The organism is Chthoniobacterales bacterium, assembly GCA_035274845.1.
Classification (GTDB): domain Bacteria; phylum Verrucomicrobiota; class Verrucomicrobiia; order Chthoniobacterales; family UBA10450; genus AV80.
On record DATENU010000020.1, the window covers coordinates 282236 to 303765 of the forward strand.

The 21530-nt window shown below is 59.8% G+C and carries 22 protein-coding genes; 11 read left to right on the plus strand and 11 right to left on the minus strand.

All coding sequences use genetic code 11. The features are described from left to right. Window positions 1–3: 3 nt before the first annotated feature. Window positions 4–372: a hypothetical protein gene (locus tag VJU77_14805; GenBank protein HKP04619.1), complete on the plus strand. Its 369-nt coding sequence runs from the start codon at window positions 4–6 to the stop codon at window positions 370–372. A 9-nt stretch (window positions 373–381) separates the two neighbouring features. Here VJU77_14805 and VJU77_14810 read toward each other — a convergent pair whose 3' ends face one another. The 6 genes from VJU77_14810 to VJU77_14835 all read right to left on the minus strand — a co-directional run bounded on the left by VJU77_14810 (window position 382) and on the right by VJU77_14835 (window position 6663). Further along, window positions 382–948 (minus strand): DNA-3-methyladenine glycosylase I, encoded by a 567-nt coding sequence (locus VJU77_14810; protein ID HKP04620.1) that lies wholly within the window; start codon window positions 946–948, stop codon window positions 382–384. A gap of 31 nt (window positions 949–979) precedes the next feature. Beyond that, window positions 980–3016 carry a M48 family metallopeptidase gene (locus VJU77_14815; protein HKP04621.1) on the minus strand — a complete coding sequence of 679 codons (2037 nt, stop codon included), beginning with the start codon at window positions 3014–3016 and terminating at the stop codon, window positions 980–982. Window positions 3017–3040: 24 nt separating this feature from the next. Beyond that, the gene (locus VJU77_14820) at window positions 3041–3634 is read right to left on the minus strand and encodes a LemA family protein (protein ID HKP04622.1); all 594 of its coding nucleotides are present in this window, start codon (window positions 3632–3634) and stop codon (window positions 3041–3043) included. A 141-nt stretch (window positions 3635–3775) separates the two neighbouring features. Next, entirely contained in the window at window positions 3776–4930 is a 1155-nt protein-coding gene (locus tag VJU77_14825) for a DUF3466 family protein (protein HKP04623.1), read from the minus strand. A gap of 71 nt (window positions 4931–5001) precedes the next feature. After that, window positions 5002–5835: a type II CAAX endopeptidase family protein gene (locus VJU77_14830; protein HKP04624.1), complete on the minus strand. Its 834-nt coding sequence runs from the start codon at window positions 5833–5835 to the stop codon at window positions 5002–5004. A gap of 354 nt (window positions 5836–6189) precedes the next feature. Next, complete coding sequence (locus VJU77_14835) at window positions 6190–6663, minus strand: OsmC family protein (GenBank protein ID HKP04625.1); 474 nt, start codon at window positions 6661–6663, stop codon at window positions 6190–6192. A 93-nt stretch (window positions 6664–6756) separates the two neighbouring features. On the opposite strand from VJU77_14835, the gene VJU77_14840 reads away from it, so the two are divergent. Genes VJU77_14840 through VJU77_14850 form a run of 3 tightly spaced genes read left to right on the plus strand, consistent with a single transcriptional unit; the run spans window position 6757 to window position 8673 of the window. Beyond that, window positions 6757–7413 carry a DinB family protein gene (locus tag VJU77_14840; GenBank protein ID HKP04626.1) on the plus strand — a complete coding sequence of 219 codons (657 nt, stop codon included), beginning with the start codon at window positions 6757–6759 and terminating at the stop codon, window positions 7411–7413. Window position 7414: 1 nt separating this feature from the next. Next, entirely contained in the window at window positions 7415–8089 is a 675-nt protein-coding gene (locus tag VJU77_14845; GenBank protein ID HKP04627.1) for a hypothetical protein, read from the plus strand. A 32-nt stretch (window positions 8090–8121) separates the two neighbouring features. After that, window positions 8122–8673 (plus strand): dihydrofolate reductase family protein, encoded by a 552-nt coding sequence (locus tag VJU77_14850; GenBank protein HKP04628.1) that lies wholly within the window; start codon window positions 8122–8124, stop codon window positions 8671–8673. Between the two features lie 16 nt (window positions 8674–8689). Here VJU77_14850 and VJU77_14855 read toward each other — a convergent pair whose 3' ends face one another. Next, window positions 8690–9424, minus strand: a complete 735-nt coding sequence (locus VJU77_14855) for a PH domain-containing protein (protein ID HKP04629.1) — start codon at window positions 9422–9424, stop codon at window positions 8690–8692. A gap of 88 nt (window positions 9425–9512) precedes the next feature. Between VJU77_14855 and VJU77_14860 the strand changes: the two genes are divergently transcribed. The 4 genes from VJU77_14860 to VJU77_14875 are packed head-to-tail and all read left to right on the plus strand — an operon-like array spanning window position 9513 to window position 12911. Further along, window positions 9513–9992 (plus strand): hypothetical protein, encoded by a 480-nt coding sequence (locus tag VJU77_14860; protein ID HKP04630.1) that lies wholly within the window; start codon window positions 9513–9515, stop codon window positions 9990–9992. Window positions 9993–10002: 10 nt separating this feature from the next. Beyond that, window positions 10003–11139 (plus strand): N-methyl-L-tryptophan oxidase, encoded by a 1137-nt coding sequence (gene solA / locus VJU77_14865; protein ID HKP04631.1) that lies wholly within the window; start codon window positions 10003–10005, stop codon window positions 11137–11139. 32 nt (window positions 11140–11171) lie between these two features. Beyond that, window positions 11172–11663, plus strand: a complete 492-nt coding sequence (locus VJU77_14870) for a hypothetical protein (protein ID HKP04632.1) — start codon at window positions 11172–11174, stop codon at window positions 11661–11663. Window positions 11664–11720: 57 nt separating this feature from the next. Next, complete coding sequence (locus VJU77_14875; protein HKP04633.1) at window positions 11721–12911, plus strand: toll/interleukin-1 receptor domain-containing protein; 1191 nt, start codon at window positions 11721–11723, stop codon at window positions 12909–12911. A gap of 134 nt (window positions 12912–13045) precedes the next feature. On the opposite strand, the gene VJU77_14880 is transcribed toward VJU77_14875, so the two are convergent. The 3 genes from VJU77_14880 to VJU77_14890 all read right to left on the minus strand — a co-directional run bounded on the left by VJU77_14880 (window position 13046) and on the right by VJU77_14890 (window position 16879). Then, window positions 13046–14119 (minus strand): hypothetical protein, encoded by a 1074-nt coding sequence (locus VJU77_14880; protein HKP04634.1) that lies wholly within the window; start codon window positions 14117–14119, stop codon window positions 13046–13048. After that, window positions 14094–15515 (minus strand): MBOAT family O-acyltransferase, encoded by a 1422-nt coding sequence (locus VJU77_14885; GenBank protein HKP04635.1) that lies wholly within the window; start codon window positions 15513–15515, stop codon window positions 14094–14096. Before VJU77_14885 ends, VJU77_14880 begins: the two co-directional genes overlap by 26 nt. 65 nt (window positions 15516–15580) lie before the next feature. Further along, window positions 15581–16879: a hypothetical protein gene (locus tag VJU77_14890; GenBank protein ID HKP04636.1), complete on the minus strand. Its 1299-nt coding sequence runs from the start codon at window positions 16877–16879 to the stop codon at window positions 15581–15583. 251 nt (window positions 16880–17130) lie between these two features. On the opposite strand from VJU77_14890, the gene VJU77_14895 reads away from it, so the two are divergent. Genes VJU77_14895 through VJU77_14905 form a run of 3 tightly spaced genes read left to right on the plus strand, consistent with a single transcriptional unit; the run spans window position 17131 to window position 20867 of the window. Then, window positions 17131–17763 carry a hypothetical protein gene (locus VJU77_14895; protein ID HKP04637.1) on the plus strand — a complete coding sequence of 211 codons (633 nt, stop codon included), beginning with the start codon at window positions 17131–17133 and terminating at the stop codon, window positions 17761–17763. After that, window positions 17760–20327, plus strand: a complete 2568-nt coding sequence (locus VJU77_14900) for a PAS domain S-box protein (GenBank protein HKP04638.1) — start codon at window positions 17760–17762, stop codon at window positions 20325–20327. Before VJU77_14895 ends, VJU77_14900 begins: the two co-directional genes overlap by 4 nt. Before the next feature lie 6 nt (window positions 20328–20333). Beyond that, window positions 20334–20867: a response regulator gene (locus tag VJU77_14905; GenBank protein HKP04639.1), complete on the plus strand. Its 534-nt coding sequence runs from the start codon at window positions 20334–20336 to the stop codon at window positions 20865–20867. On the opposite strand, the gene VJU77_14910 is transcribed toward VJU77_14905, so the two are convergent. After that, complete coding sequence (locus VJU77_14910; GenBank protein ID HKP04640.1) at window positions 20864–21475, minus strand: TonB family protein; 612 nt, start codon at window positions 21473–21475, stop codon at window positions 20864–20866. The genes VJU77_14905 and VJU77_14910 overlap by 4 nt on opposite strands. Window positions 21476–21530: the final 55 nt, after the last annotated feature.

The window sequence follows — 21530 nt, forward strand, 5'->3', positions numbered from 1 at the left end:
AGAATGGAGGATCGAGGCTGGCGGCGGCGACTCGCTCACATTGCCATGGGCGTTCTGGTGCTGGTTGTCTCTCTTGCCGCAACGGCAGCATGTCCGCCGTGGAGAGGAGCGCCGGTTATTATTAAACCATCGGGCGAACGTCTTTGCGGGAAGCATCGCGAGCCCTTGCGGAAAACCACAGTCTACGGACCTGATCCCGCGATCTGCATCCTGGTCCAGGAAAACAAAGAGGCCGCCAAAGCGCGCGCCTGTTCGCCTAACGCCATCTCTTTTGGCGTCAGCCGGACGAAGAGCCAGCTTTACTCACGGGCGGTCGAGACTTCCTATTGTCCGCAGTGCGAGGCTTTCATGCATGCGCAGACGAGGAAGTAAGGTGCGGGGTCACCGCTTGCGGCTAATCGGCGCGTGTCGCGGACAGGTGACAAGATGGTCGTTGACCATGCCGGTCGCCTGCATCAACGCGTAACAGATTGTCGAACCGACAAACTTGAATCCGCGGCGGAGAAGATCGCGGCTCATCGCGTCGGATTCCGCGGTGCGCGCCGGCACCTGCGCTGGGCGGCGCCACCGGTTTTGAATCGGTTTACCACCGACGAAACTCCAGAGGTAGGCATCGAAACTTCCGAACTCTTTTCGGACTTTAAGAAATGCGTTCGCGTTCTGAATCGCGGCCGCGATCTTGAGGCGGTTGCGGACGATTCCCTCGTCGCCGAGCAGTCTTTTCACCTCACGCGTTCCGTAGCGGGCGATATTCTCGGCGCGAAATCCATCAAACGCTTTGCGGTAGTTCTCCCGTTTTTTCAAAATCGTGATCCAGCTCAGTCCTGCCTGCGCGCCCTCCAGGATCAGGAATTCAAACAGGCTTCGATCGTCATGCAGAGGCACTCCCCATTCTTTGTCGTGATAGCTGATTGCCGGCTCAATCGTGGCCCATGGACAACGAGGCATAGGCAGACGATGCGCGAACGCATCGGCGGTTTCAAACCACCGCGCCTTGATCCCGCAAAAATGGCGGAACCGGGCAGTCGAGCGCATCGGCCACTGCGCGAAGCAACTCGGCCTCGCGCGGCTGGATCAGGCGATCGGCGGCAACGGTTTGGGCGCAGGCGTTCAGGACATTCTTTTTGATCTGCGGCACAGCCTGGCTGAAACGCTCCAGGACAGGATCGAGATGGGCGAGATCGCATTCGCCCGGCGGCAGCCAGGGTATTTCGGAACGGGCGATTCGGCCTAACGACTCGGCTCCCTGGGCAAAGGCAACGCGCGCCTGGGCGGGATCGTCCTGGCCGGCGTAGGCCGTGGCTGAGAGGAGCACGCCGCAATCGCGCGCCAGGGGACGCAAGTCGTAGAACTGGATGACCGACCTGCCGCTGGGAAAGAAGAAGGTCTCGAGATGACGCATTACAATTTTTTGGAGCATGTATTCGAACAAGTTCGTCTCGGCATCGCTCTCCACGAGCATTTTTACGGCGGCCCGGAACTGTTCGAACTGCGGACGAGAGAGACGGCGCAGAGCGGGAAGGGCGAGGTCCAGCAACGGAATTCTGGCCGGCGCGGGAAGTTGTTGGATCTCGGGAAAGATTCGAATTGCCGCGTCCTGCATGCCTTCCCAGGTTGCGCGGCTCAGCTCGTCGAGCTGCTTCTCGCGCGCCGCGGGATCTTTCGCGAGGAGGAACGCGCAGACTAACGCTCCGGCTTCGAGCGGATCGCGGACGGCGGTCCGAAGCGCCGGCGAAATTGTCTGGTGAAGATCGATCGCATATTCAAGGTGTTCGGTTGTCGGACGGCCAATGTCTGCCACGAGCGCCTGCTGGGTAATAACCGTCGGCGCTGATGCCGGAAGCGGTGGCGGCTTGGCTCCAGGCGGTGGCGGCGGCCGCATCGGCGGCAGGGGAGGCGGTTGCATCCGCGGTGGCGGTGGGGGCGGCGGTTGGGGTTGCGCGGCGGGTGGCGGAGGCGGCGGTTGGGGTTGCACTAAAGGCGCAACTCCCGGGAGAGGCGGGGGAGCTGATGGCGCGGCGTCGGGCATCACAACGCTTGGAAAATTTCCGTCGAAGCTCGGGTCAAGGGCGCGAATTCTTTCGATCAACGGCGGGTGAGTTGCGAATCCAAAAAAATTGCTCTTCAACCCGTTCGCAAAAAACAAGTGACTGGCTTCTTCGGCCCGAGGCGCCTGCAAGCGAGAGCCTTCCGCAATTCCCCCAATTTTTTTCAATGCATTCGCCAGCCCGCCGGGATTGCGCGTGAATTGCACAGCGGAAGCGTCTGCCAGGAATTCCCGCTGGCGACTGACCGCGGATTGGATCAGCCGGCCAAAGAGGACGCCGATCCAGCCAATGGCGATGAGCGCCAGACCGAGCAGCGGCAGAGGATTTTTCTTCCCACGCGTCTGGAGAAGGACGCGGCCGATGACAGTCAGGCAAAGAATTCCGAAGATGAGTCCCATCAGTCGGAGATTGAGCCGCATATCGCCATTGAGGAGATGGCTAAACTCGTGCGCGATGACCCCCTGCAGCTCGTCGCGGCTCAGCAGGTTGATGCATCCCCGGGTGACGGCGACCGCGGCGTCGCTGGCGGAATGTCCGGCGGCGAACGCGTTGATCCCGCTTTCGTTCTCCATTACATAGACCTGCGGAACAGGAACGCCGGAAGCGATCGCCATTTCTTCGACCACGTTCAGGAGCTTCCGCTCGTTGAAATCGGTTGTGTTGGAATCAACGAGACGGCCGTCCATGAGCTCCGCGACGGCGCGACCGCCGCGCGCCAGGGCCATCGTCTTCGCGACGCTGCCGATGGAAATGACAGCCAGGGTGCCGAGCGCCGTGCCGAAGAACAGCCCCGGGTTCGCCCAGTTGAAGGTCGTTCGCCCGGAAGAATTCTTGAGCTCGACGCCGGAGAAAATCAGCGCGACCGCCACGTAAACCGACACGATCAGGAGGACGACGGCGACGGCAAAATAAAATACCAGGAACTTGGTATTGCGACGGGCCTTGTCCTGGCGCTCGAAAAAGTCCACCCGCTCCGGATTATCTGCGAAGACCTAGAACGCGACCTTGGGAGCTTCCTTTTGTTCCGGGTTTTCGATGACGAAAGGTTCGGCCGGGGCAAAATTGAACGTGTTCGCGATGATATTAGTGGGAAAAACTTCGCGGCGCGTGTTGTAAGCCATCACCGAATCGTTGTAAGCCTGGCGCGCGAAGGAGACTTTGTTTTCAGTGGAGGTCAATTCCTCCATCAAGTTCAGCATGGTCGTATTGGCCTTGAGATCGGGGTAGGACTCGGCCAGGGCAAACAACCGGCCGAGGACGCCGGACAATCCCGATTCCGCGGAAGAGAGCTGTTTCATCGCGGCCGCGTCGCCCGGGTTCTGCGCGGCGGCGGTATTGGCGGTAGCGGCCGCGTTCCGGGCCGCGATCACCGCTTCGAGAGTGCCGCGCTCGTGCTGGAGATAGCCCTTGGCCGTTTCGACCAGGTTCGGAATAAGGTCGTAGCGTCGCTTGAGCTGAACATCGATCTGCGAGTAGGCGTTCTTGTAACGATTCCGCAACGCGACCAGTGAGTTGTAGGCGCCGACGACGAAAACCACGAGAACAACCGCGATCAGCACGAAGAAGCCGCAAGAAAGCAAGAGCATCCGATTACCTTTCTCCTAGAATGGTGCACTGGTAGACCAAAGCGGAACGACAGGCAATCACAAGATTGCGGCAAAGCAAAAGGGCGCGGCCTTAACGACCGCGCCCTCGCACCATGCCTACAGAAAATCGAGTGTTCCTGCTTAGTCGACCAGCGTCGAAGCGAGCACAGGGGATTCTACGCCGCCGGATGGCACGGGGGTCAACAGGACGGCATGGTAAGCGCCAACCGAATTGACGAAGGCTACTGCGGCGATCTGGCCTTTATCGTTGATCGCCGTGGCACGATCGAGGCGGTATTCTTTGGCCGCTTCGCCGATTAGGTCGTTCAGATTGCTCATCGCGCCGTTTTGGGAGACGAAGGCTACCGACCAGGGTCCGCGAGTCGCGTCAATGATTCCCCGTGTGTCGGACGGAAGATAAGTGTAACCAACAACTGCGTCGGTTGAATTGATTCCCAAGGCATAGCTGTAGTCCAGATCTCGGGAACTGCCGGCCAGGGTGCCGAGGTCGCGCATGGCTCTGCCATCGTATAGGAAAGCATGAATTCCTTGCCCTTTTGAGTCGATTGTTGAATAGCCGACCACGTGGCCCTTTTCATTGATGGCCATGCCATAACTGAAGTCACCGCCGAGCGTTCCGAGGTCGCGCATTCCGGTTTTGGTGCTCCAGACAAACGCGTGGGTGGCTCCTGTGTCGCTCTTGAGCTGAGAATTTCCGGTCACTGCTCCGCCGTCATTGATTGCCCACGCCTGCGCGAAGGCTCCGCCGAGCGTGCCAAGATCGGTCATGCCGGTGCGAGACGACGTGCTGGTAATGAAGGCGCGGCCTGAGCTGATGTCCGAGCTTTCGCTGGCAATCCCAACTACCTGGTTAAAGGAGTTGATGTCATTGCCTCGGCTATACGGGCGGCCTTTGAGCGAGCCCAGGTCGGTGGCCGTTCCATTGCTGAAAACGGCGGCGTGCGGGATGTCCATGCCGAAAGTCGAATCACCGACGACCAGACCGGAGTCATTGATTCCGAAGCCGTGACTGATTCCTTTCGAATACTTGGCGACATCCTCCATTTTTTCCTTCGCGGTTTCGGTATAGCGAAAAGCGGAGGTTCCCGAAGTGCCCGCGACCTGAGCGTTGGCATTGATCGCGGCCGGTTCGCTATGCTCCTGGTCGGGGAGAACCCCGAGGTCGGTGACGTTGTAAGTTTGCGCCTCGGCGCTCAAAACCCCAAACGCGCAGGACGCGGCCAGGGTGAGTGCCAGAAGGCGATGTGAAGTGTTTGAGTGGATAGGTAGTTTCATGGGGGAAGAGATACGGGCGCTACAAAACCCGCGCCAATCGGGAAAAGTAAACCGACTGTTACCTTCGTCTTTTACGAGGGAAAAACGCTCGCTGAAGGCAACGAAATTTCCGCCAAGTTGGTCTTGGTTCGACTCCGCACGAGCGCGGTGAGACCAACACCGAGCCACAGGACCGCGTAAACATACCACAGAAGAATGAGCGTCGGGCCCGAGAACAGCGGGAAGATTAACCCGGCGCCGACCGCGTTAATGGTGGCGTGAAACAACATCGCGAGCAGCACGCTGCCTTTGGTGTGATTGAAAAGCCAGGTCAGCATGAACGTTCCGCCGAAGACCGAGATAAGAAACGCGGGGACGATTGGTCCGGGAAACTCGTGGCCAACCAACGGCAAATGCCAGACCGCCCACAGGAGAGCGAGAATCAGGCTTGCCCTCAGCGCTGAGTGTTTGCGTAGCAATTCCGGCAGAGCGAAGCCGCGCCAGCCCGGTTCTTCGCCCAGCCCGATGAAGAGCAGGATGAAAAGAAACCGGTCTGGCAGTTCGCGAATTTTCTCCGCGGACAGATTCGCAACCGGGCTGTGAGGCAGAAAGCAAAAGGTAATCCCAACCGCGGCCACACAAATCGCGAGCGGCACGAGGAAGACGATGCCGTACCATTTCAGGCCGACGCGCCAACGCACGATACGGCTGAAATATTCACGGAGTCCGGGCCGGCCATACGCGACGGCCGTAATGACAATTCCAGCGACGAGCGGCCCGAGAGGATTGGGCCCGGTGTTGCGACCGCGAGCCAGGGCAATGATCCAAGGATACCAGGAGAGGAGATAAGCGAGCGTGAAGAACGCCGATAGCTTGTGGCGATTGAGGAAGGCTTTCACTTTGTGGATGTGATGCGGCCAGCGCATTCGCTGGATTCAACAAATTGGTTTTGAGTCATAATACTGCGCCGCGGCGGGGAACAGATGCTCGCTCGCGAATTACGTGATGTGCGCAGTGATGCGGGGAGCCGAATCAACGCGAATGAAACGCGCTTTCAGCGCTTGCGATCGGGGACCGCGGATTATCCTGGGGCGTCGCCCCAGGCTTTAAATGAGGAGCGCCGTTGGCGCTGCCTTTGCGCCAGCGGCGCAAATCAAATCAGCCTGGGGCGTCGCCCCAGGACATGAATGGCAAGAAATCCTAGCGCTGAAAGCGCGATTCAACTCCTGGGGTGCGCCGCCTAATCAGCAGCCAACTGCTCGCCGGGACAAGCAGGGGAATTACTTGCTGTCGACCGTGTGAAGCTTGATCTGGATCTCGGATTTCAAAGTCCGGTGGACGGGACATTTCCCGGCGATCTCCATCAGCTTCGCATGTTGCTCAGAGGTGAGGGGACCGGTCAGCTCGACGGCGACGTCGATCCGGTCGAGCAGGCCCTCTTTCGTTTCGCAATCATCGCAGTCCTTCGCGTGAATGCGGGAATGGCGCAGAGAGACGGTGATATTTTCGAGTGGCAATCGCCTCTTTCGCGCGTACAAACCGACGGTCATCGACGTGCAAACGCCCAAGCCGATCAGGAGGTAATCATACGGCCCGGGAGCGGCATCGCCGCCACCGTCGCTGACCGGTTCATCCGCCTGCAAATGGTGCCGGCCGGTGACGACTTCCTGGAGAAATTCGCGCGCATTCCCGCGGACGACGACGTCCGGAGGCTGCGTGGCTGGTTCTGTGGCAGGCGAGGTATTTGTGTCCATGGCGCAAGGATACCGGAGAGCGGCGCGGTCGGAAGTCTGAAAGCGAATGAAAGAGTTTTGCCATTCGCTGGGCCGGGGCGTTAAGGTGGGTTCATGAAATCATTCCTCTTTGCCATTTGCCTGGCATCCGCCGGGATCTCATCTCTGCTCGGCCAGACTTCTCCCACTCCAGCCTCCAAAGCGCCTGCCCAGGAAACAGCCACCCTGACGCCGGAAGAACGGACGCGCGCGATCGAATATCTGAAGCAGACCAAAAAAGATTTCCTTGCTTCCATCGATGGTGTTTCGGACGCGCAATGGAGGTTTAAGGCCGCGCCCGACCGTTGGTCGATCGCCGAGACCGCGGAGCATATCGCCGTCGCTGAGCAAACGATCTGGGAGCTGGTTACCGGAAAAATCATGAAGTCACCGGCCGCGCCGGAAAAGAAAGCCGAGGTGAAGGGCAAGGAAGAGATTATTTTTACCAAGATTCCTGATCGATCGCGAAAGGCACAGGCCCCGGAGCAGTTGAAACCAACGGGGCGATGGGCGACTCGCGCCGCGCTCACGAAGGAGTTTGAATCGACCCGGGAGAAGGAAATCGCTTACGTCACCGAAACAAAGGAAGACTTGCGAAGCCATTTCGAGGACCATCCGGCCGTTAAGACGATGGACGCCTGGCAATGGCTTCTCTTTAACGGCGCCCATTGCAAGCGGCACACCGCCCAGATTCTCGAAGTGAAGGCAGATCCGAACTACCCGAAGAGCTAACGTGGCGGATACACTTTCATTGATCGTCGAGCGCGATCGCATCCCATCGCCGGGGAACACGCCGCAGGCCCTGGCCTGGCACCAGGGTGAGCTTTGGCTGGGGTCGCGTGATCTCCAGCGAATTTATCGAATGGATCGACCAAACGGACGCGTGCTCGAGGAAATCGAAGCGCCGGGAATTCCCTGGGCGGCGGTCTCGGTCGGAGATTCGCTCTATTTCACGCTGGGTGAAGGCGCCGAGGACGATCGCTATCTTCGGCGCTACGTTCCGGGGAGAGGATTTTCAGACGACGAACGCATCGCCTGTCCTGACTTCACGGGCTCCTATCTTAGCTACGATGGGAACGATCTTTATTTGAGCCAGTGGTACAAGAACCGGATCCTGAAGCTGGACGCGAAAGGGGGCATCGTTGGTGAGATCGCGGTCGGTGCCGAGATCAGCGGTCACACTTTTGTAAACGGTTCGATCTACGTCCTGGAAGGGACCGAGCAGAACGGCGGCGATTGGCGGCTGGCGCGCCTCGATTCGGTCGAAGCGAACCCCCGGGTGGAGGAACTCGCTCGCGTCCCGTTTCAATGCCGATCGCTGGGGTTCGATGGAGAAAAACTTTGGACGAACCATCGGGAAGCAGATCAAACGGTCAGCTTCGCCATGCCGTCGCCAAATGGCGGATGAAAACGTCCCCGCGCCGGAGTAAGAATCTGGCGATGCGTAAAGTAACGTTCGGCGGCGCTTGTAGTCTCGATGGTTTTTTTGCGCGGGAAGACGACTCCGTCGACTGGCTGATGTGGTCGGACGAAGCCGCCGAGATCATGGAGGATTTCTGGACGACCATCGACACGATGGTCATGGGCCGGAAAACCTATTTGGCCGGACTAAAATTAACGAAAGGGAAAGCCAATCCCTATCCGGGGATCAAATGTTACGTTTTCTCGCGGACGCTGAAGCCGCAAAAGAACGGGCCGGAGATTGTCGCGACGGACGCGGTCGCATTCATGCGCAAGCTGCGACGACAGGCGGGGAAGGGCATTTGTGTGATGGGAGGCGGCGAACTGGCGCGACCACTTCTCGAAGCCGGAGTCATCGACGAGATCGGCTTCAACATTCAGCCCATCCTGCTCGGCTCAGGCATTCCGCTTTTTCACCGGATGAAACGCCAGATTGATCTGGAGCTGGTCGAGTGCAAGCCGTTCAAGAACGGCTGCGTTTACGTTTTGTACCGAGTGAAAGGTTCAAAACCGAAACGCAGCAAGAAGTAGAGGAATCTCCAGGGCTTTAGCGGCGCTCGGAGTTGCTCTGCACTAACTGGATCGCGTCGCGGAATGGCAGCGGAGCAGCGATGGTGGAGAATGATTCCGACGACCCGCCCGTCCCGCGAATTTCCACCGTGCCGTAATTGAAGAGCCGTCCGAGCATGCTTTGGAACACGGCGACCGACTCGATCTTAGAAATGAACATCTCGAAGGTGTGGCGACGAATAAACCCGACTTTGATGAGGACGCGCCGGTCGGTAATGACCAGCTCGCTCGTTTTCAAGGTCAAGGTCGCGGAAAGCAAAATGACGGCGGGAATCAGCAGGAGCAGCCATGCCAAATAAAAGCCGCGCCACGACGCGAACATCGCGATCGGCACAATTATGATCAGCGTCAGGAATGCAACGACGATTGATCCACTCAGCGCCATCCAATGGATCGCGGTTTGGTGCAGCGGCCGCTCGTCCGGCTGCAAGGTCGCGGTGGTGTACGCGCCGAGCTTGTGGGGTGTCGGCGCCGCTTGTTTCTCCGGAGCGACTCGCGGGATGTCCGGAGGGGTCGGGGGCGCCTGCGACAAAGGCGGGTCCCGGTGCGCGATCGAAAATTGTTCAAAGGTGGAAAGCGGAACCCATTCCGTCCCGCCTTCAGGCCGCCCAAGGTCGGAGAGCGCAACCTGGCCGGCGATCAGGCGGCTCCGGATCTCAGGCTCCGAATACGGCCCAAGCTCGCGGCCGTCGTGGCGAATCATGAATTCCATCGGTGGTCGTTGAGTAATCGTTGCCCGCCGGTTGTAAAGTCGCCACGAACCCGGAGGAACGCTTGACGAAGAGCACTCTCTCGCTCTTATGGAACGCGCCATGGTGATCAGCGCAAGGCTCGTCTCGTTGCAGTTGGTTGTTGCTCTTTTGCTCGGCGTTTCCGGCTGCTCGAAGAAACGAAGCGAAGCCATTGTCCTCGCCAAGGAGCATATTGACGTGGCGGAGGCCAACCCTTCGCCGACCGCAACCCCGTCAATGGATGACGTAAAGGACCGGCCGGCTGACACTCCGGCCGAAGAGGTGACGCTTCAAGAAATGGCTCCTGACGAGATCGCCGTCGACGGCTTCGTCATGAAGAAAGAAGTCCGGGGCACGAGCAAAGATCCGCGGGCGAATAAGGAAGAACAATGGCGGATCGAGGTTCAGATCGTCGATATCGGCCGGTCGAAAACAATTCAAAGCGACCGGGCCCACTACGACAAACTGAAGGTGGGCGACCGCATCAAGGTCGCCTATTACAAGGGCAACTACACCGGCACCGTGTGGGCCGCTATCATCGAGGATTAAAACAGGCCGCATGACTTATGACGTGGCCATTGCCGGCCTGGGCGGAATAGGCAGCGCCATCGCGGCGCATTGCGCGGCCCGCGGCGCGTCCGTGATCGGGCTCGAGCAATTCGGCGCGGCCCACGATCTCGGGTCGTCGCACGGCAAAAGCCGGATGATCCGGCAGGCTTACTTTGAAGATGCCGCCTATGTGCCGCTGGTCCTCCGCAGTTACGAATTGTGGCGGGAGCTGGAGCGGCAAACGGCGGAAGAATTGTTGCGGATCACAGGCGTGCTCTCCGTTGGAGAAGAGTCGTGCGAAATCATTGCGGGGACAAAGCGCTCTGCCGGCGAACACGGGCTTCGACTGGAAACCTTGAGCCAGCACCAGGTGCGGGAGCGTTACCCAAGGTTGCGCTTGTTGCCGAACGAGGTCGTGTTGTTCGAGCCCGATGGCGGCGTTCTGGATCCGGAGCGCGCGATCCGTGCGCATTTGCAGGTGGCGCAAAAGAAGGGCGCGGAACTGCGCTTTCAGGTTTCCGTTCGGGGGTGGGAAGCGACGCCAGGCAACGTGGCGATCGGCCTCGAAGATGGAACGCAAGTGTCGGCGAGAAAGCTCATCCTGTCGTTAGGCCCGTGGTTCAAGGAAACGATGGACGCTCTCGGCGCGCCGCTCCGTATCCAAAGAAACGTTCAAACCTGGTTCTCGCCGAGCGTCGCTTCCTACAACGCCGGCGATTTCCCTGCGTTCCTTCTCGATCGGGCCGGCTTGCCCTCGCCGCTCTATGGATTCCCTGATTTTGGCGATGGCGTAAAAGCGGCGTTTCACGGCCATGGCCAGATCACAACCGCTGACGAGGTCGATCGCGAAGTCCATCTCAAATCAGACGTCGAACCGATTGTGACCGCGATGGAACAATGGATGCCTGGCGCGGCCTCGAATTTCCGCGAAGCAAAGCCATGCATGTACAGCCTGACGCCCGACGGCAATTTTGTGATCGATCGCCATCCAGCCCACGCCAACGTGATCCTCTGCGGCGGTTTTTCGGGACACGGCTTCAAGTTCGCCCCCGTCATTGGTGAAATCGCGGCGGACCTGGCTTTGGACGGCGGCTCGCGTCATCGAATCGATTTTCTTTCGCTCCAGCGATTCAAAACCGGCGAATAAATTCGCTTGGAGTTTTTTCGCAGAACGCCGAAATGTTTGGACCGATGCACGGCCGGTTAAAGAAATTCTTAGTTGCTTTCGTGGCGATCGCGTTCATCGCCATTCAGCCTGTGCGCGCCGGTTCGGTCGGCGATTTTTTCAAGGCGCTTGGTAATTCGATCGCACATCCGGGCCAGAAAAAGAAGACGCCACCTCCGAAGCCGGGAACGACGACAACGACGAAAAAACCGAGGACGAAAGGGGAACAACAAGCCGCCGATTACCCTCCCGTGCCGCCCACGCCTCCGGCGCCAGCGCCGACGTCCACGCCTACGGCAACAACGAGCCAGCCGCCGGTTCGCCCGGCATCGGCGCCGACGATCAAGACCAGGCGCGACATCCCGTACGCCATCCCGGTGCCGAACAAGCCTGGTTTCGTTACGAGTCCGTATGCGCCGAAGCAAGGCCTGGTGGATGTGCGCGGTTTCCCGAGCGGGACGGAAGTGAAAGACCCCTATAGCGGGAAGACCTTCCTCACGCCCTAGAACAGGCGTTGCCTTTCACGGGCCTTACCGATTACAACGCGGGAGCAAGCGCACGGCATGGCTCAGGACGTATTCATCTCACACTCGACCAGAGATAAGGTTGTTTCGGACGCTGTTTGTGCCGCGCTCGAAAATGGCGGAGTCCGCTGCTGGGTCGCGCCGCGCGACGTCCAGGCCGGACGATCGTTTGCCGGCGAAATTACCCGTGCCATTCAAGAGAGCAGGATCATGGTGCTGATCTTCTCCGCGCACTCGAATAATTCCGAACAGGTCTTGCGCGAAGTGCAGCTCGCCGTGAAGGCACGCCTGCACATCATTCAATTCCGAATCGAAGATGTTCGTCTCAATGACGATCTCGAGTATTTCCTGAGCACGCCGCATTGGCTGGATGCGTTGACGCCGCCGCTGGAGAATCACCTGCGAAAGCTGGAAACGTCGGTCAAAACACTGCTCGATGGCGCCACGACCGAACGGGCGGCGAGGCAACTGGCTTCCACCGCGCCCGGTGTGCCACTTCGCCCACGGCCCTCTGCAAAACTCGCCTGGATTTGCGCCGGCCTGCTCGTCGCCATGGGCGCGGCCGCCTTGGTTTGGAAAGCTTCGCGACCAACGCAAGATCGGTCTTCGCCCCCCGCGCCTTCTGCCGCATCCCGCGCATCCGTCAGTTCGTCACCGACAGCCGCCGCCACGGACGAAGTGGTCGTCGAATTTCCCGAGGTCGATACCAACAGTGCGCCGGGACACACCGTGGCCGCCCTTCCTTACCTGCATCGGCTCGGAATATCCGTCACAGACGTCGAGCCGCCTGGCTCGGAGATTGTCCTGATCAATAATCGCGCGGTGTATCAAGGCCAGGCCGTCGCGCCGACGACGAGCCAGAACCTGCTCACCCAGATGAACACCGGGAATGTCCCGGCCTCGTTTACGCTGAAGTTCCGAGATCCCGCCCGAAGCGTCAGCTTCATTCGCCCTTCTCTTTATCCGGCGACCAACAGCGGAATCACCCATCCAGCCTGGAGCGTTCATGCCCTCGATCGGGAAGGCCGGGAGCTAAGCGCGCAAAGTGAGGGGCTGACCAGGAGCTTCTCGGATGTACCCGGGGCGGTTTATATTCTGCGGGCCCCGGGATTCGAGCCGATCGCCGGGCTTCGTTTCGATTCCGACCCGAGGCTCGACGGTCGACCCTTCGCCGCGTTCAGCGCCATCCTGATTGAACGGTTAACGCTGGTGCGGTTTGAGACGAAATGAGCTTCAAGGAGCGGCGGTTTGAAACCGCCGGTTTTCTGTAGCCGCGTCCCTGTCGGACGCGTTGCAGCGGCGCGCCACAACAAAGACGGCGGTTTCAAACCGCCGCTCCTTGAAGCGCAATTACGTTCGACGCGTCAGAGCTTAAGCGCTGTCCGCAAATGGGGTACGAGGCGTTTCGTGAATTCGACGGAGTCGCCCGCGGAGAGGTGCGACCATTCGGGACAATGGAAGCTCGCCAATTCTGGAAAATCTTCGAAGTAAATCCCGGGAACGCCGCTTTGCTGGACGAGCGGGTCCCAGGTCCGGGCGCGTGGAGTCTGGGCGTCTTCGAGTTTCCTTAATTGATCGCTAACCGGAAACCGGACGAAGACCAATTTGCCGCCGCGGGCGCGGAACTTCTGGACGGCGGCGATCGTGTCGCCGAACCGCGCTCCAATCGCCGCCTTGATTTTCTCGCCGAAAACTTCCGGAGGCACAAAGCTCGGCGGCGGCGGCGGCGTGAAGAGCGCGATCCAGCCATTCTTGACCCGATCCTGCAAGCGGCCGGGCCGGGCGCATTGTTCGAACATCCGGGCGCGCCGTTCGCGATCGATCGAGCAGAAGTAAGGTGGGAAGGGCGGCGGCACCTGCGCATTCGGACGGTTTGGGACCGGCAGTTCTTTCAGCAGCGCCTCCAGCGTCAGGTCGTCCTGTTTGAGGAATGCGAAACTGCGCTCGAGCGGCACGGAAATTTCGTGGCTGACCCGCTGCGCCAGAGTCTGGCCGTGATAACGCTGGACCGCTTTTTCGCCGCGCTCGACCGGGAACGACCCGGGCGGTGCGAAATAAAGCCCCGGCACGATGCTGCAAATGATGGTGCCGTGAAAGTGCTCGTCGTTAACCAGGTCGGCCAGGACCGGATAGGCGCAGCCGCCGGCGAGCCCGAGTTGCACGGGCCGTTTGCCGAGCCCCTGCTCCAATTCGTCGAGATCCATGTCGAACCAGATCCGCGAATCACCGACGAGCACGATCGATTCGGGCTCGACGTGCCGGCGGGCTTCGGCCCAGAGATCGCTCGTATCGTTCAAGGTCGGCTCGTAGCCTAACGAACGGCAATAGACTTCCCAGGCCGCCACCGCGACCAACACCGCCACGGCGACCGTCACGGCGATGCCGCGCCACGGCAGCGGCGGAATCACCCGCTCAAAACTGGAAGTAGATGAAGGCATTGCTGTTTCCCTGGTTAAGAATAATGGCGGAAGCCATGAGGAACCAAACTGTGGTTACGAGCCAGCGGGGGACGCGGCTGACGGCGGCTTCCAGCGAGATGTCCCGCAAGGACCAGTGCCCGATAAGCAGGAAGAGAGTGACGATCGCGACCTGCAAAATCTCGCGGGTGCTGAGGATGGCGTCGCCGTTCGGATGACGTCCGAACATTCCGGCGATCATACGGCTGGCGGCTTCGAAAGTGGACGCGCGGAAGTAAACCCATGCGATCAGGACCGCGAAATAAGTCGTTAGTCCGATCAGGAGTTTTACGCCCAGGTTTTCCGTCCAGGCCGCGTCTTTGATCGTCGCTTTTAGCAAACGCTCAATGGCCAGATAGGAGCCGTGGAGCAAGCCCCAGACGACGAAGGTCCAGGCCGCGCCGTGCCAGAGTCCGCCGAGGAACATCACGATGACGAGATTCACCATGGCCCGCGCCGCTCCCTGGCGATTGCCGCCCAGCGGAATGTAGAGGTAATCGCGCAGGAACGTGGAAAGCGAAATGTGCCAGCGCCGCCAGAAATCGGAGAACCCGATCGCCGCGTAGGGGAAACGGAAATTGTCCTTGAGATGAAACCCGAGGCAGAGGGCGGCGCCGATTGCGCAGGTGGAATAACCGGCGAAGTCGAAGAAGATCTGGCCCGCGAACGCGATCACGCCCATCCAGGAGTCGAGGGCGACCAGCGGACCGCCGTGGCCGAAGACGCGATCGGCGGAGCCTGAGAGCATCGTATCGGCGAGCACGACTTTCTCGAAAAGCCCGAGGGTCATCAGAAAGAGGCCCCAAAGAAAGCGGCCTGATTGTGGTTTTGGCGGCGCATCGAGTTGGGGCAGGAAATCACCCGCCCGGACGATCGGTCCGGCGACCAGCTGCGGGAAAAACGAAACCGCCAGAGTGAAATCACGCAGCGACCGGGTGGGGCGCATCACGCCGCGGTAGATGTCGAGCGTGTAGGAGAGAGAGTGAAAGGTGTAAAAGGAAATGCCGATGGGCAGAAAGACGTCGAGATGGGGCGGCTTATACTCGATGCCGCCGCGCGCCAGGACCCACTGGAAATTTTCGAGGAGGAAATTCCCGTATTTGAAAAACCCGAGCATGCTCAGGTTCACCGCGACGCTGATGATCAGCCAGAGCCGGCGTTCATGCGGCGTATCCACTTTTCCCATTTTCCGGCCGAGATAGAAATCGAGCGCGGTCGTGGCGAAGAGCAGCGCGGCGAATGGCGGGTTCCAGGCGCCGTAAAAAATGTAGCTCGCGACCAGGAGCAGATTCTTCCGTCCCTCCCACGAACCCATCGACCAGTAAGCCGCGAGGACGACCAGGAAGAAAACGACGAAGGTAAGCGAGTTAAACAGCATCCGAAGCCGGTTTTCCTAGCGAGTGGCTGCCGTCACGACAAGCGGATTTTCGCAGCGTTTATCAGCTATTCGATCGACTTCAATGAGGCGACGTCTAAAAGCACCAGCCGCTCCTGATCGGACTCCCCCTGTTGGACCATGAGCCGCTTTCCATCCGGCGAGAGCGAAACGCCGAGGACGAAATCGAGGATGCGAAATGTCTTTACGATTTCCATTTCGGGGAAACGTAGCTTCACGACGTAGTTGTCGTAATGTTTCTGACTCATGAAAGCGGTGTTGTCGGCCACGAAGTAGCAGCCTGACGAGTCCGGGGCCATTATCACCTTCTCGATTCTCGCAGTTCCCGAATAAACGTGTGCGACTTTGCCGCTGGAGGTATCAACCAAATCCAACACGTGGTCCGCACCCCAGACCAGGATCCATTTTCGATCCGGTGAAATTAGCGTGTTGGGCCCCTCGATATCGTCATGTCTCCGGAGCGTATAGGCGACCTTCATCGAAGGAAGCTCGTGCACCCTCGCATCCCCACGACCAGGCAGGACAAGGACGCGATCCTTGCCGACGAAATGGCCCGCCATTCCGTTGGTCGCAGTCAACGGCTTGCCGATCGCCTTATTCGTGATCGCATCCCAGACCTGGAGATTACTCTTCGGACCGTTTTCACCCGGAGTGTCGAAGGTTACGACCCATTTCCCGTCGTCGCTCGCGTCGAACCCCAGGCCGTAGGCAGCCTCCGTCTTCGGGTGACGCATCGGCGCGCCGGCGGCCTTCCACTCTTTCGTGTCGTAACGCGTTACGGTGCCCGCTCCGTCCATCAGGAAGCATTGCGATCCACCCGCCGCGAAAATAGCGAAGCCGGTGGCTTCATCACTCACGGGTTCGCCAAGAGAAATCGTCGCGATTTTTTTGCCGCTTGGAATCCCAAAGACGACGGCTTCTTTGTTTGCGAAGAGGAGGAGCGTTGTTCCATCGGGAGAGAACAGCGCCGGCATCTGGAACTCCGCGTTGAACTGGTAATCGAGGAGCGGTGATATCGCTTTGGCCGTGGTGGCATCAAAGACGCGCGAGTGACCATCCTTGAACCCCACTACGGCCAGTTTCGCGTCGCTGCTCATTACAAATCCGCCGGCTGCGGCGTTCGGATCCAAATCGCCGGCCACGATTGTTCCCGCCGGCAGTTCCCAGATGGCGAAGGCTCCCTCGCGGGAAATGGTGATGACCCTCGACGCGTCGTGATTGAAGCTGGCGCGGAAAACGCCTCGCAAGTCGCTGAGTTTTTCCGCGGCCTCCGCGGGGGAAATAAATGCTACGGCCAGGACCATCAGCTGCGAGATCGAAACGAAAAATCGCCGGATTGCGTTCATGCCGGCGGATATTGGCGTCACGGAAGTTTCGCGGCAAGAAGCATTTATGATTCAGCGCTTTGATGCTCGGTCTTTCGCTCATTCTGTCCGGTTCTTAAGAAAGGCGACGTTTATCCCGCTTACCTAGCGCGAGAGGGAGACACCGCCCACTGGCCTTTGGCGGTTACTGGTTCGCGACCCCTGCGCCGAGCTTTTTCTCCCGTGCCGTCCAGGGAGGGATTGGAATGGCGGCTGCTTAGATAACGCGCCGCGTGCTCGCCATGGGAACCTATTTTCGCCCAAAAATTTTCATTACTGCCGTGCTGGCGGTGACTTGGGTGGCTGCGCTCGGATACGGAATGCAGGTTCTGCTCAAATACGAGACCACCCCGGGCTCTTCGGGCCCGCTCACCCCAAAATGGCCGTCGGCGTCCATGGTGCACCGGCAGCCGGACAAACCGATGCTGTTGATGATAGCGCACCCGCATTGCCCCTGCACGCGCGCCAGCGTCGCGGAGCTCGCCCAGATCATGGCGCACGCGCCCGAAGGAACGGCGGCAACCGTGCTTTTCGTGAAGCCGTCCGGCGCGGGGCCGGATTGGGATGACACTGATTTGCGCCGGAGCGCGGCCGCCATTCCCGGGGTCAGCGTTCTAACCGACGCGAACGGAACCGAAGCGGCGCGATTTGGCGCCCAAACGTCCGGACACACGCTGGTGTTCGACCGAACTGGGAACCTGTTATTTAGCGGCGGAATCACGGCTACTCGCGGCCACGTTGGAAGCAACGCCGGGGAAAATGCCGCTCTCGCCGCGCTACGACAACAAGTGCCCGATCGTGCGCGGACCGCAGTGTTCGGTTGTTCGCTCGCGAACCGGGTTCCGTGCCCGGCAGACAAATTATGATCGAGCTAGCCACCTTGGGAGCGACTCCCGAACCCGCCACCGAGCGCGCGGAAGAACTGTTCCAGCAGCATCGCCGGGAAATTTTTCGCCACACAGACCAGCTTTTTGCGAAGCTGATGATCTTCCAATGGGTGGCCTGCATCGTCACCGCCCTCGTCGTATCGCCCCTCACGTGGAGTGGGGGATCGAGCCAGATCCACATTCACGTTTGGGCGGCCGTCGTCATCGGAGGCGTTATCAGCTTGTTCCCGGTCTGGATGACCCGCGCCTGGCCCGGATCAGTCGCGACGCGGCACGTGATCGCCGTCGCGCAAATGCTGATGTCGGCGTTGTTGATCGCGCTGACCGGGGGCCGGATCGAAACGCATTTCCACGTCTTCGGTTCGCTGGTAATTCTGTCATTTTATCGCGATTGGCGGGTGCTGGTGCCGGCGACAATTGTAGTGGCGCTCGACCATTTTCTGCGAGGCGTGTTTTTGCCCTATTCGGTTTACGGAGTACTGAGCGCGAGTCCGTGGCGTTCAATAGAACATGCTGGCTGGGTCATATTTGAGAATGTTTTTCTCGTTATTTCGTGTTTTAGAAGTATTCGGGAAATGCGCTTCATCGCCAACCGCACCGCGGCCTTGGAAGCCAGTGACGCGCGCTCGCGCCAGCTCTTTGATGACGCGCCGATCGGCATGGCGGTGGTGTCCGCTGACAACAAGAAATTCAAGCAGGTCAACGCCCGGTTCGCGGAGATGATCGGGTACTCGGAGGCTGAGCTCACGGCTTTGACGCCCCTCGACCTGACTCATCCCGGCGATCTGGCTGAAACGCAACGGCTCGTTACGGCGATGCTGGAGGGAGCCGGGCGGTGCTGCGTCGAGAAACGTTACCTGCGCAAGAACGGCGAGGTCCTTTGGGCTGAGCGCACCGCCTGCGTCATTCGCGACAAGGACGGCACGGCGCGCGACTTCCTGATCATGGTCGAAGACATCACGGAACGGAAACGGGCCGAGGAAGCGGTCCGCGAGAGCCAGCGCAAGCTCGCTGCGGCGCTCGAGACCAACCAGCTCATCATGGACAACTCCCAGGACGTTATTTGCACGATCGACGAGGAGGGCCGCTTCGTGACGATGAACCAGGCGAGCGAAACACTTTGGGGTTACGTCCCCGCGGAGCTGATCGGGCGGCGTTACATGGAGCTCGTCCATCCCGAGGACCAAGCTGCTACCGAGCAAGCCGCCGCCGATATTCGCGTCAACGGCAAAGTTGTCGACTTCGTCAATCGCTACGTGCGCAAGGATGGATCGGTCGTCAGCGTGCTTTGGTCCGCGTCCTGGTCGGACAGCAAGAAAATGCTTTTCTGCGTGGCGCACGATATCACCGAGCGGACGCGGATCGAGGCAGCCTTGCGCGAGGCGAAGAACGAAGCCGACCGGGCCAACCACGCCAAGAGCGAATTCCTTTCCCGCATGAGCCACGAGTTGCGCACCCCGCTCAATGCCATTCTCGGATTCGGCCAGTTACTCGAGCGGCAAAACCCCACCGTGCAACAGCGGGCGCGCGTCGAGCACATCACCAGCGCCGGCCGTCATCTGCTCAACCTGATCAATGAAGTTCTCGATATCAGCCGAATCGAAGCGGGCCATCTGCAATTGTCCGTGGAGCCGGTCTCCGTGACCGACGTTTTGGAAGAAACCCTGGCCCTGATGCGGCCGCTCGCCGCCGCCCGCGAAATGGAAATCTCCGTCGATCCGCACCTCGACAAGGAGCTTCACGTCGGCGCGGACAGACAGCGGTTGAAACAGGTGTTGCTGAATCTGCTCACGAACGCGGTGAAATATACGCCGGTCGGCGGCAGCATCGCCGTCGTTCTCGATCAATCGCAATCGACCAATACGCGCCTGGTGGTGACGGATACCGGCGCCGGCATTGGCCCGGAAAAACTGGAGCGGCTCTTTACGCCCTTCGACCGGCTTGGCGCCGAGCAATCCGGCGTGGAAGGGACCGGGCTAGGTCTGGCGCTTTGTCAGAGGCTCATGCATGCGATGGGCGGCGATATCGGTGTTCATAGTGTGGTGAACAAGGGAAGCGCGTTTTGGATCGAGCTTCCCTCAGTCGATTCGCCCCTGAAAACGTTGCCGAAAGATCGCGGCGCGAAGCTGGCGGAAGCGAACGGCCGCGGAAAAATTCTCTACATCGAAGATAACCTTTCGAACCTGACACTCGTCGAGCAGATGCTCGCGGAGCAGCCGGAGATCGAACTGCTGACGGCGATGCAGGGCGGCCTGGGGCTCGAGCTGGCCCGGCGACATTCCCCCGACCTCATCTTGCTCGATCTTCATTTGCCCGACCTGCCGGGACACAAAGTCCTGGCCGGCCTTCGTGAGGATTCGCTCACCCGACATATTCCGGTGGTCGTGATCAGCGCCGATGCCACCGCGCGCCAGATCCAGCGTCTGATGTCGGCAGGCGCCCGCAGTTATCTCACCAAACCTATCGACATCGGCGAATTTTTCCGGGTCATCGACGAAACGATGCGCGGTCACGGTTCCCGGCTCGAAAACGCCGCCGCCTGATTGTGTATGAGTGCCGAACCTGAGAAGATCGATCACAACTGGCTCCCGAACGCCGCGCCCTTCGCGAAGATGAAGATACTTGTCATCGACGACGAGCCGGTCAACGTCGCCCTCCTCGAAGCGATGCTGCTCGAAGGCGGATACACGCGGGTCCAAACGATCACCGATTCCCGGCTGGCCATGGAGACGTGTCACAGTTTCGATCCCGACCTGGTGTTGCTTGATCTGATGATGCCGTTCGTGGATGGATTCAGCATCCTGGAATCGATCCGCGCCGCCGGGGCCGAAGAATTCCTGCCGGTAATCGTGCTGACGGCGGACGCGAATGAATCTACCAAGCTTCGGGCCTTGCGTGCGGGAGCGACCGATTTTCTCCTGAAACCTTTCGATCAACTGGAGGTGCTCTTGCGGATGAACAATTTGCTGGAGACGCGGCGGCTTCATCTCCAGCTCGACATGCAGGTGGCGGCCTACGCTGATGCGGTCCGCGAACGCACGTCCGAATTGCGCGAAGCGCAAACCCTGTTGCAAAAAGCCTAGTACGACGCGCCGGACAGCGTGAAGGTGACCGGACAGGTTACGGTCGAAACCGATCCCGGCTTGAAGCGCCACCTCCGAAATCCCGCGATCGCCGCGTTGTCGAGAAACGCGCTGCCTGTGCTTTTCGCCATGGTCACGCCGGTCACGCCGCCGCTTGCCGGATCGACGCTCATGACGACCACGCCGTCGCCGGTGATTTTCTGTCGGCGCGCTTCGTAAGGATATTTTGGACGCGGCGCGTTGAGCGCGAGCACTTTTGCCGCGGACATATTCAGCGAACTCGGAGCGTGAGTATTTCGCTGCGCTGTTATCGGCGTGAATTTCGTCGGAGGCCGGCGGACGGGTGGGGGAGTCGTGGCGGGCTCAACGAACAATTGATCGAGCACCGGTGGCGTGGGGAGCGGATCGGTTTGTTCCGGCTGCGGATCAGGAGTCGGGTCCACAGGCTCTAATTCGATTACGGGCGGATCGCCCGTGGGCTCGAAGGGGATCGGTGGCACTGTTTGTGTCCTCGCGAAAGTGATGGCGGCAACGTGGATCGCCGCGGCTGCCGTCAGCGCTGTGACGAAGCGCCACTTGTTTTCTGGCTGATAGATTAAGGCGTTCATGACTGGTCCTTTCACCAGTCAGACACGCGAAAGCGGCGAATCTTAAGTTGAAGCG